Raw genomic sequence first — 11,579 nt, forward strand, 5'->3', positions numbered from 1 at the left:
GTTGTGAAAATAGTAACATATCCCTTTTCTAAATAAAAGAAGAACACCGGGTGCTTTAGACCCGGTGTTCTTCTTTGCAAATCTGGAGTCCGGAGCTTTTTCTCCTGCCTCATCACTTTACAAATTATGGAATATATACATGCAGGTGCACATTATTTCTTGGTTGCATACCACTCATTAATTTCCTTATAGCTGGCTTCCCCGCCGGATTGCTTGTATTTATTCGTAAAGGATTCCACGCTAGTCAGAGGCTCTTCACCAACAATGACCTTGATTGCAAAGTCATTCATCATCTGGTTCAGCTGAGAGTTTTCCTTCGAGTAGGTAGGCATAACAGGCGCAACCCCCAATGGATCGGGAATTCTCATTTCCTTCGGCATGACCTTGTTCAGGTAAGCCCAGCCCTCATACAAACGGGCGTCCTTTTGTACCCGTGCTTGCCAGTAAGTGGGGAAATTCTTCTCGTCGATTCCGGTCAAATAGTTGCTGGACTGATTCCGCTCGTCTGTGAAGGCAGGCTGAATGGGAATGTACATGCCATCCTTGACCGAATAGTGTTTGCCTTCTACACCAAGTGCAATTTCCTTAAAGGCTTCTTTTTCCAGCTTGGCGTTCATCCACTTGATGGCATCCTCCGGATGTTTGGAGGCCTTGGGGATGAAGGTGAGTCTGTCGAAACCGGATCTGCTGCCGAGCCCAGCCTTGCCGTCTTTACCCTTGAGAATGGGCAAATAAGCGAATTTGGCATCAGGGAAATTCTTGTTCAGAGCGTCGCCGATGGAGGGAATGTCTGCCCAGTTCAGCGAAATCACCCCAGCTCTGCCGCTGGTGAACTTCTCCTTCATGGTGGCATCCTTGTTAACGGCAAATTCCTTGTCAAGCAGCCCTTGCTTGTAGAGATCGGCTACATAGCTCAGATAGTCCTTGAAGCCCGGGTGCAGCGGCCGTGGCACAAGCTTGCCATCCAAAGCATTCCAGTTGTTCGGCATGCCGAAGGAGCCGATCAGATTCTCGATAATGGGAGCACTGCCATTAATGGTCATAGGGGCGTTCTTATCGCCGTTGCCGCCCGGATCCTTTTCCTTAAAGGCCTTCAGCATGGCAGTGAATTCATCCACTGTCGTCGGCATTTGCATACCAAGCTTGTCGAGCCAATCCTTGCGGACCATAAGACTGGTGCTTGAGAATTCCTGTGCTCTGTTGGGAATGGCATAGATTTTGCCGTCAACCTTTACTGCATTAAAGCTTTCTTCAGAAACCGCCGCTTTAATATTGGGACCGTACTTGTCAATCAACGGGCCCAAGTCCACCAATGCCCCTTTTCTCGCATAATCGGTATATAAGGGCCTGCTATCCGAATACGTGATGGAATCATACGGCTCCGCCGAGGAGAGCAGCAGATTCAGCTTATCATCGGCCTTGTCCGCAGGGAGCATGTCGTACTTCACTTTATAACCGGTTTTCTCTTCAATGACCTTGGCAACAGGATAGTTGTTATAATCATCCTTCATCCAAATTGACAACGCTCTCAAATCAGGCTTGGGACCGTTGCTTGGAGCAACCGTTCCGTTTGCGGCAGCTGACGCGCCGGGAGACGCTGCAGTATCCTTCCCGCCAGACGAACCGCCGCAGCCAGCCGCAGTGACTGCAAGACCTGCAGAAACGGACAATAGAAGCCATTTGCTTTTTTTCATGTATACCCCTCCATATTTAAGTAATGAATCCTGCTTGTATAGGTAAGCCTCTGCCGAATAAGTTCCGCCAGAGGCGCAGCCTACGTGCCATTGCAACTCTTTTCCATTAACCTTTGACAGAACCGATCAGTACCCCTTTGATAAAATACTTCTGCAGGAAGGGATACACACACAGAATCGGAACGGTGGAAGCTACAACCGTAGCTGCCCGGATGCCCTCTGGTGACATATTCATCAGATCATCGAGACTTTTGTTGGCGGCGTTGGAGGTATCCGCATCCATGACCACATCCCGGAGATACAGCTGCAGGGTTTTGAGGGAGGTATCATTGATGTACAGCATGGGATTGAAGAAGTCATTCCAGAACCCTACCGCATAAAACAGCGAGATCGTGGCGATCACCGGCATGGACAGGGGCAGGATAATCCGGAACAGAATGGTGTACGTTTTGGCCCCGTCGATCCGTGCGGACTCCTCCAAGGCTTCCGGAAGATTCTCGTAATAGCTTTTAATAATCAGCATATTGAACACACTGATCATGCCGGGCAAAATCAAGGCCCACAGGTTGTTGATCAGATTGAGATTGCGCATCAGCAGATAATTGGGAATCATTCCTCCGCTAAACAGCATGGTAAATACGAACAGTACCATGACGAAGGAAATGCCTGGCAAGTGCCGCTTGGACAACGGATAAGCAGTGACGGCCGTCAGCAGAATGGACAACACCGTTCCCACAACCGTAACTCCTACAGAGACCGTAAATGCCCGGATGAAGATATCCGAGGATATAACCTGCCTGAGCGTATCCAACTGGAAGCCCACAGGGAAAATCCCCACCTTGCCTGAAATGATCGCCCATTCCTCACTGACGGATTTAGAGAATACATTGGCTAATGGCAGAAGCATGGCCATACCCATGATGATCAGGAACAGATAAACAAAGCTGTCCAAAAACCAATCCCCGGCTGTTCTATTTTTCATTGTGCCACCCCTCCTTTACACTACCAGATTCCCCGGTTTAGCAGTTTTTTACTGAGATAGTTGCCGGAAATCACAAGGATAAAGCCGACTACCGAATTAAACAGGCCCACCGCCGTACTGAAGCTGTAATCCATCTTCCCCAGACCGACACGGTATACAAAGGTGCCGATGACATCCCCGGTTTGGTAAACCACGGGATTGTACATGGTCAATATCTGCTCGGTCCCTGCCTCCAGTACATTACCCAGGCGGAGAATAAACATCAATACGATGGTAGGAAGAATTCCCGGCAGGGAAATATACAGCATCTTCCGGATCCGGCCCGCTCCGTCGATGGAGGCGGCTTCGTACTGCTCCTGGTCAATACCGGAGATGGCTGCAATGAACACAATGGCATTCCAGCCCACTTCCTTCCAGCCCGCCGTGAATACTACCACACTCCGGAAGTATGAATTGCTCATAAAGAAGCTGATGGGCTCTCCGCCAAACCACTGGATTATATTGTTTATCAATCCGCCCGAAGGGGACAGAATAGTGATGAATAATCCGGAAATAATAACCCATGACAGGAAGTGGGGCAAATAAATAATCGTCTGAATGGTCCGCTTGAATACCATCACCCGAACCTCATTCAATATCAGTGCAATAAGAATGGGTATCGGGAACAGCAAGACAATCTTGTATACGCTGATCAAAAGGGTGTTGGTAAACACCTGGGCAAATTCCTCAGAATGAATCAGCTTCTGGAACTGCTCAAAGCCCACCCAATCGCTTCCACCGATTCCTTCGAAGATGTTAAAATCCTGAAATGCAATAACCACTCCGTACATGGGCGTGTACTTGAAGATCAATAAAAAGATAAGCCCCGGAATCAATAATAGGTAATAGTCCAAATTCCGCATGGCCAGCTTCCATTTGCTTGAGTTAGCACGTTTGGTTGCTGCAGCATGTGCCTTTTTGTTCAAATCTGTTGCACTTACGCTCACTCCGGTCACCTCCATGTCCTCTGTTTATCTGATGTCATTATTATACACAGCACATGAGAACGCTTTACAGGAGGTAATCCTACTATTTCTGGTCTCTCGTTATTGTTCTTGCGGACCGATGGCTTTGACCCGGACATAGATGGTTGTTCCTTGGCCAGGTATGGTTTCTATGGACAATCCGTACTGCTCACCTGCAAAAATGCGGATTCTTTCGTTCACATTATATAAGCCGTACGAGCTGCCCGAGCCGTCAGCCCGCATGTCCGGGCGGGGCAGCAGCAGCAGCTTCCTGGCCGTCTCTTCCTCCATGCCGATTCCGTCATCCGTGACCGATAGCAGCAGGGTATCCTGCTCCAGCTTTGCGGCAATCCGGATGCTGCCCCTTTTATCCTTGGCTTTACGGATCCCGTGAAGCAGCGCATTTTCCACCAGAGGCTGCAGAGTCAGCTTAGGAATCAGATACCCCTCCAGACCGGGCTGCGCTTCAATGTGGAAGGAGAAGGTTGAGGGAAAGCGGTTTTGCTGAATTTCCAGATAGACCTGGGCCAGATTCAATTCATCCGCGACACTGACGTGATCCTTGCCCTTATTCAGGCTAAGCCGGAAATATTGGGCTAGGGCCTCGATCATTTGGCTGGTATCCTCAGCATGATGGGCAATGGCCGACCAATTAATCATGTCCAGAGTGTTATACAAAAAATGGGGATTGATTTGGGCCTGCAGCGCCTTTAGCTGCGCCTCCCGCTCCAATACCTTGGCTTGGTAGGTTTCCTCCATCAGATTATTGACCTTGCGGATCAGCTGGTCCACACTCCGTTCCAAAAGACGGAAATCCCCTTCCGGTGCATGGCGGTACTCCTCCAGCCAGCCCACACCCTCCTTGCGCATCATTTTCAATACCACCTGAATCCGTTTGGTTAGACCTTGTATAGTAAAGGTCAGCAAAACAAAAACCAGAACCAGAAACAGGACGGTGATGGCTACGACCGTAGCGATACTGGTGAACTGGTTCTGGGCTACGGCACGGTGGGCGATTTCCGATTGGGATACCTCAGCCAGCAGCTTCCACCCGGTGGATTCAATCGACGCGAACATCACATACACATTCTCTCTGCCATTGCTCCGTTTCACAATGCCTTCATCGGTCTGGAGTACGGTGTGCATGATCTCCTCCGGCAAATCGCCCCCTGTATACTCTCCACCGCTTACATTCGCAGGAGCCTCCAATGCATAGATCAGCTTTCCCTCCTTATCCACGATATAAGGGGAATAAACCGCAGATAAATTGACTCCCGACATGACCTCCTTCAATACCTGATTCGAGATATCCAGCATAAGCACACCTAATATCTCCCCGTATTGAAGCGGATTGCGGAGCACCCTCCCTACAGAGAAAACATCCTTTTCCTCCATATCCAAGTAATTCTCCCGATACACGCCAGTCCAGACCATGCCTCCGCCGGCATCCATGATGTCCTTATACCACGGACGTTTTTCCAGCATGGACATGGGCAGAAGATTGATCCGGTCTCCGGCATATAAACGGGAGGGATCCACAAAAATTCGAAACCGTTGGATATCCGTATTGGTCTGCACCGTATCCGCCAGATTGCGCAGGCTCTTCATCTGCTCCAATTGTTCGCTAATCGTGCTCTGGGGCAACAGGCTGGTGTACATCTCCTTATTCATAAAAACCGAATTACTGATATCGAGAATGTGATCCAGCTTGTAGGTCAGATTCATCCCCGCCTGACGTAAGGTCTGCTGCATAGAGCGGGTGACCTCCTGCTCCAAAATCTCCGAGGAACGCTGATAATAAGAGGCCAGCATGATTGTAACGGGCACAAGAATAAATACAACATATGCTAATATCCATTTTTTGGCAGAAATAATCCCTTGCCATAGATCCTTCAAATAATCCCAATTTAGTTTCAGCGATTTTTTTCCCAAGGTTCTCCCCCTTTTACCTATAGCTGATCCCTGTAAGCACTTGGTGTGAACCCGGTCATTTTCTTGAACAGCTTGCTGAAGTGGCTTGGGTCCACATACCCTACGGCATGACATATTTCATAGAACTTATTGCGGGGGTCGCGGAGCAGCTCTTTGGCCTTTTCAATCCGTACCTTGGTCAAATATTCGAACAGGGTCTCGCCTGTTTCCTGCTTGAAGAGAAGACTGACATAAGTAGGACTCAGGAAAACACCTTCAGCAATTTCGACTATAGTGAGGTTTTCGGCATAACGCTCCTGGATAAGCCGGTGAATGCGGTCGATGACACTGCCTGTCCTGCCGCTGCGTTTCTCCCTCACACAGGAGCAAACCTCATCCAAATAGCTGCTTACATGTTTTTTCAAATCCTGGATGGTTTCCTGGCGCAGCACCATCTCCCAAGCCTCTGTCTCCTTGGCCTCCCAGTCCCCGTTAAGCGCATTCAGCTCCAGCAATACTCGGGTGGACAGCAGAATAAGCTGTTGACTTATGTTTCTTCCATAACGAAAGCCTTCCTTGCGGCTCCGGCTCATGGAATCGAAGATTTCGTCCAGCTCCCTGCCCAGTCCGGTATTATCTCCCGATTTGATGGCTGCCAGCACCTGCTCTGCGGTTTCGGCCAGCCGGTAATGTTTACTCTCAACGGATTGCAGACTGTCCACCGTCAGGATCTGGTTCTTCCCCAAGTACCATTTTTGGGAGGCCGCCTCTCTGGCTTGCTTGTAGGATAGAGGCAGCTCGGACAGCTTATTGACATATTCCCCTACACCAATGGTTACACTGAGCTTCAGCCACCGGCTCAGGTTATCCCGGACCGCCGCAGCCAGGACCAGCAGGCCGTCCTCCTCGCCCTCCATTTCCGGTCCCTGCAACAAAATACCGACATATTCACCGGTTACCTTCTCAAAAACAACACCCCGTTTCGTTTTATCCATTAGCTCTTGAATGATATTCAGCGCCGCGTAAGACAAAAGCTGCTTGTCCCGTTCACTGCGGGAATCCATAACCTGGGAAAGATCGTCGATGACCACAACCATTACAATATAGGCCTGAGCATCCAGCAGAGGCAGGTTCAGAAACCGGATCCTCTCCCTGACCCTCTCCTCCTTGAAGCCGTCGGAAATAACGGACAACAGGAATCTTTCCCGAAGAAGCGGCAGACTCTCGGTGAGTTTGACCTGCATCTCATTGACCAGCTCCTTCGCCTTTGCCTCTTCCTGGAGAGAGGTGAGGACCCGGGTAATCACTGTATGAAGCTCCTTACGGCTGACCGGCTTAAAAATATAGTCCACCGCATGGACCTTTAACGCGGACTTCAGATATTCCGCATTATCAAACCCACTGATGAAGATGATTTTGGCATGGGGAAGAATATTGCGGATCTCCGTTGACATGGCAATGCCGTCCATAGAAGGCATCTTCACATCTGTCAGCACAATATCCGGCTCCACTTCTTTGATCAAGGCCAGTCCCTTATCCCCGTCGTCCGCCGTCCCCACCAGCTCGATCCCGTACGCGGCCCAATCGAAATAAGTACCAAGCCCGTTTACCACTGACGGTTCGTCATCCACTATGACAAGCTTGTACACCCTGCTTCACTCCTTGGTAATTCGAATCGATACGTCCAGTATACTGCATTTGCCCGAGGATAATAAAAGGAATACCGCTGGAAACCACCCGTCGGGCAATAACGCAAAAAACCGGAGGCGGTTTCCTCCGGTTTAGCCTTGGGTCCGATATATCACTGATATTAGTGTCCGGGGCCCTTTTTCTCATCATCCTTGCCGTTATTCCGTCCGTTGTCGTTGTTGCGGTTATCATTATTCTTGTTGCCGTTGTCTTTTTTGTCATCCTCTTTCTTTTTGTCGTCCTCTTTTTTGTCCCGGTCGTTCCGGCCGTCATCCTTCTTGTCGTCGTCCTTCTTGCCGCTCTGGCCGTTATTCTTTTTATCGTCGTCCTTTTTATCGTCGTCCTTTTTGTCATTGCCCACAGCCGGGGTTTTCCCGGGGGCACTGCCGTTCCTGACCGGAGAGGACGAGGCGGCAGGTTTTACGGAGGACTTAGGTGTAGCCGTGGGCGTAGGAGCCGTGTTTTTGGTTGGTGTTGCATTGGCTTTGTTGGTGGGTGACGTGGATTTCTGCGGAGATTTGGTAGGTGTCGGCGTCGCTTTTTTCTCCTGCAGCTTCTTGTCCAGCGTACCGTCCTTCTCTTCCTTCAGCAGCTCCCGGATGCTTTCCTTCTCCAGCTTTTTCGGGTCCACCAGCTTGGCGATCCCGCCCTCCGTATTGGCGATATTGTGGATGGAATCCTTCTGCAGGTCCTCCACCTTAATATCATGGCCTGCATTTTTGGCGTTCAGGTAGACGGTATATTTGCCCAGAGACAGCCCGTTTTCCTTGGCGGTTTCCACAATTTCCGGCGGCGCCGCGAAGGCGGTAACCTGGATTTTATCCGCTTCCTGCGGATGTTTGGTGACCACATGGGCCAGAACCTGCTGTTTCAAGGCCTCCGTTACCTGGGTATCATCCAGGGAGGAGTCCTCCTTCACGATGGTACCGGCGATGACGATGTCGGCCTCCCCTTCGGCAAAAATCTTCATTTCTTCGGCTTTTTGGAGGATTTTGTCCGTAACGTCATCCATGGACCGGCCCTTATAGGAGACGCTGCGGGTAATTTCCAGACCCTTGTCGTTCAATCCCTTCATTTCACGGACCCGTTTGTTCTTATCGATGCCCAGTTCAATACTAGGATTGATATCGATTGAAATATACGCCACGACGGATTTATCGGTAAATACGGAGGTAAGTCCGGTAAACAGGATCATAACCAGCATCACGGCGGCCACAAAGCCGGACAGTAGAGCAAATGCGGGACGGCGACTGCGGCTTATTCCGGGGGTATAGACAATTTCCTCACCCACGTCGCAGCTCCGGTCCATCCGGGGGATACGTTCAAACAAACCTGACGGAGTCATGACGATGAGGTATTTTCCGCTGACTTCCATTACAATGCCCTTGCTCATGGCTCCATCCTCCCGTCTTCCTCCGGCCTAGCAAATCGCAGATATTCACGTAAATAGGGAAAAGGCCCGTTATAAATAATGGCCACCGCTATAATATACTTGCGGTTGCGCTCCAGCGTCTTCCGGGAAAATCCGGTCCGCTCCAGCATCTCCTTAATGGGAAGCATTCGTTTGCCCAAAAGCAGGCGCATCAGCCCGCTATCCTGGGCCAGCATCAAACCGACCTTGGCCAAGCTTTCACGGGAATCGGCATGTTTGGGGGAAGCCTCCACCAGATCGGAGAAGCTGACGCCGAAATCATTCAACACATGGTTCAGTTCCATAATCTCGCTTTTGCGGTCCTCCATATCCTTCTGCAGCTCATACTCCCGGATCGCCTGATGGATATCCACCGGATTCATCAGGTTCTCTTCTTCATCCTCCATATCGAAGGAGCTGTAGGGCACCTGTTGCTGGAACCGCTGCTCCTTGCGGATGAAGTCGATGAGCCTGCGGCGGATAACCATCTCGGAGAAGCTGAGAAACGGGCGTCCCGTTTCGGGGGAATATTGGCTTATAGCTTCATTAAACGCAGACAAGGCCACCGCGAACTCATCGTCCCGGGAGGGATCAATGTACCGCTTGCAGAAGCGGCTGGTGACCTTGGCCACATAAGGCTGGTAATCGGTAATAAACTGGTTGCGCAGACGCATATCCCCTGCTTGGATCAAACGAACCAGCTCCTCCGGGGGCCGGCTGCTCCCGGAGGTGTGAGATTGGCTTTTGCCTAAGAAGCGCTTCATTAAAACAAGTATCAAAAGTCCCACCTCACACTACAGGTTTCGTTTCGCCGCATCGTCTTGCGGGGGTAAATCAAAATAATTTGCAGGCTGCCCCACACGGGCAAACGCCTCGGCCGGCGTTAATTCGGAACGCAGCAGCTTCTTGAAATCCCGGGAGCCTACCAGATCCAGATATCCTGCAATAGCAGGGCGATAGGACTTCAGAATGACCATCAGCTCCTCCAGCGGCACCTTAAAATCATTCACAGCCATCTGCTCATTCAGAAAGCCCGTCACCATCACGGATTCCTCGGAGTCATCGGGAAGCTCCCGCAGGAGCTCCAGGTACTCCACCACAAATTCCTCATATGTCATATCCGTTCAATCTCCTTTTTATTGGATTTACGCGTCAGACCATTGGCCGTCTTATGTATCGGAGCGGGCCTCCAGCCGGCCGTCTTCCCGCATATATAAGCGTTTGGCCGGATTGTTGGCCAGCTTCACATTGCACATTTTGAGGGTGTGCTCCTCCTCCAGATCGAACACTTCCCATTTCTCCGGTTCGTCATATCCCTGCCCCGCCAATACCGATGCCATCTCTGCAGCAGCAGTATCCTCGTCCTCCCAGGACTTTACGCCATGGTACATGAAGTCATAGATATTTTTCTGGCTGCAGGAAAATATTTCACCCGTCTCTTTATGCTTCAACACATAATACATGTAAATGCCTCCTTAGACCACAATCGACTCATTATATCATATTTTCCACATGGCACTCCATGTCAGACTTTGGACAGGCCCCCGCGGGAACGGCGAAAAAGCCCGCGTTTGTGCGCGGACCCTAAGTGATGGTTGTCTTTAGTCACTGCTGGCTGTTCTCCTCCTGCAGCCGCGAAACCTGCTCCAGCGGCAAACCGGTAATCTCCGAAATCTCCGGCGGCGTCATAATCCCCCGGCGCAGCAGCTGCTCGGCCACTTCGATCTTGCCTTCGATCTTGCCTTGCAGCTTTCCTTCCCGGCGTCCTTCCATCAGGGCTTTCCGCTTCACCTTCGGGTCGATCCAGGGTTTAAGCATTTGCCTGACCTCCTCATCCAGCTTAACTTGTTCCCGCGGCTTTTTCCGTTTATCAGCCATAATCGTTTTCTGTTGCCATCAGTATATCATAGTTAATGAACCGCTAAGCTATTGACGCAAACAACGCCTCCCACTACAGCCTGTACATCCGCCTGTATACCGAAGGCCGCAGCTTAACGGTTTTTTCGAAAATCCGGCTGAAGTAGTAGCCGTTGTCATAGCCGCATAAGGAGGCCACATGCTCCATGGTAAAATCCGTATCCGTCAGCAGCGCCTTGGCTCTTTCCAGCCGGAGGGCGGTGAGATACTCCTTGGGCCCGGTCCCGAAGGCTGCCTTGAACTGGCGGGTTAAGGCCACCTGGCTGATGCAAAGAGAATGTGCCAGCTCCGTCAGCTGCGCTTCACCGAAGGCGTTCGTCTCCAGCCATCTGCGGGCCGCCAGCATACGGGGCTCGGGAGCACTGCGGGACAGCCCCGCCTCCTCTGAAATTTCGTGCATGATGAGAAGCAGCAGGTCATGCAGGTAGTGGGTGGCCGCTGCCTGTGCCTTCTCCTCCTGGCGGTCGGAGGAGGGTTTGATCAGGCGCAGGGTGGAGAGCAGCCGGGCTCGGTCCGTTACAGAAAACCGGTACCTGCCGTTACGGGTTATTCCGTCCAGCAGGGCTTGTCCCTCAGAATTGGAGGGCTGAAAAACTAGATAATGGATATTCATAAGAGACAAGGATTCTCGTTCCAAAACCACACCGGGCGGGCCCAAAAGCACTACTCCCGGCACCATCTCCCCCTCCTGTCCGCCCAGCTTGTACCGGAAGCTGCCCTCCTCCAGAATGAACAGCGTCCACTCCTTCTCCAAAACCGCCCAAGGCTGGACAAACCGGCGTTTGTTAATGGAATAGCCATATGAACGCATGGTAACCGGATAGTGCATGGCGTCGTCTCCCCTCTTATTTGTATTGTACTAAACCAAGAGAAGCTTTTGTGAAAAAAAGTGCATCTTTCTCATGTTTTCTGCATGGTGGTTCCCTGGAGAACGGCGCTATAATGAGCTCAACACAGGTGACGAAGGAGAA

At 51.0% G+C, this 11,579-nt stretch carries 11 protein-coding genes; all 11 read right to left on the reverse strand.

The window, feature by feature from the left end:
* Positions 1-152: 152 nt before the first annotated feature.
* The 11 genes from ACI1P1_RS03940 to ACI1P1_RS03990 all read right to left on the reverse strand — a co-directional run bounded on the left by ACI1P1_RS03940 (position 153) and on the right by ACI1P1_RS03990 (position 11,437).
* On the reverse strand, positions 153-1,694 hold the full coding sequence (locus ACI1P1_RS03940; RefSeq protein ID WP_416215056.1) for an extracellular solute-binding protein: 1,542 nt from the start codon (positions 1,692-1,694) through the stop codon (positions 153-155).
* 106 nt (positions 1,695-1,800) lie between these two features.
* On the reverse strand, positions 1,801-2,676 hold the full coding sequence (locus ACI1P1_RS03945) for a carbohydrate ABC transporter permease (protein ID WP_416215057.1): 876 nt from the start codon (positions 2,674-2,676) through the stop codon (positions 1,801-1,803).
* Positions 2,677-2,696: 20 nt separating this feature from the next.
* Positions 2,697-3,578 (reverse strand): ABC transporter permease, encoded by an 882-nt coding sequence (locus ACI1P1_RS03950; protein ID WP_416215181.1) that lies wholly within the window; start codon positions 3,576-3,578, stop codon positions 2,697-2,699.
* Positions 3,579-3,761: 183 nt separating this feature from the next.
* Positions 3,762-5,612 (reverse strand): sensor histidine kinase, encoded by a 1,851-nt coding sequence (locus ACI1P1_RS03955; protein WP_416215058.1) that lies wholly within the window; start codon positions 5,610-5,612, stop codon positions 3,762-3,764.
* Between the two features lie 17 nt (positions 5,613-5,629).
* Positions 5,630-7,240, reverse strand: a complete 1,611-nt coding sequence (locus ACI1P1_RS03960) for a response regulator (RefSeq protein ID WP_416215059.1) — start codon at positions 7,238-7,240, stop codon at positions 5,630-5,632.
* A 161-nt stretch (positions 7,241-7,401) separates the two neighbouring features.
* Entirely contained in the window at positions 7,402-8,673 is a 1,272-nt protein-coding gene (locus ACI1P1_RS03965) for an anti-sigma factor domain-containing protein (RefSeq protein ID WP_416215060.1), read from the reverse strand.
* Complete coding sequence (gene sigI / locus ACI1P1_RS03970) at positions 8,670-9,383, reverse strand: RNA polymerase sigma factor SigI (RefSeq protein WP_416215061.1); 714 nt, start codon at positions 9,381-9,383, stop codon at positions 8,670-8,672. The genes ACI1P1_RS03965 and sigI overlap by 4 nt, the downstream gene beginning before the upstream one ends.
* A 102-nt stretch (positions 9,384-9,485) precedes the next feature.
* On the reverse strand, positions 9,486-9,809 hold the full coding sequence (locus tag ACI1P1_RS03975) for a hypothetical protein (protein ID WP_416215062.1): 324 nt from the start codon (positions 9,807-9,809) through the stop codon (positions 9,486-9,488).
* Between the two features lie 51 nt (positions 9,810-9,860).
* The gene (locus tag ACI1P1_RS03980; protein WP_416215063.1) at positions 9,861-10,154 is read right to left on the reverse strand and encodes a hypothetical protein; all 294 of its coding nucleotides are present in this window, start codon (positions 10,152-10,154) and stop codon (positions 9,861-9,863) included.
* 142 nt (positions 10,155-10,296) lie between these two features.
* Positions 10,297-10,509: a hypothetical protein gene (locus ACI1P1_RS03985; protein WP_416215064.1), complete on the reverse strand. Its 213-nt coding sequence runs from the start codon at positions 10,507-10,509 to the stop codon at positions 10,297-10,299.
* A gap of 133 nt (positions 10,510-10,642) precedes the next feature.
* A complete protein-coding gene (locus tag ACI1P1_RS03990) occupies positions 10,643-11,437 on the reverse strand; it encodes a helix-turn-helix domain-containing protein (RefSeq protein WP_416215065.1) in 795 nt (264 codons plus the stop codon).
* Positions 11,438-11,579 lie beyond the last annotated feature (142 nt).

Source organism: Paenibacillus mesotrionivorans (assembly GCF_046098205.1).
Taxonomy (GTDB): Bacteria; Bacillota; Bacilli; order Paenibacillales; family NBRC-103111; genus Paenibacillus_AR; species Paenibacillus_AR mesotrionivorans.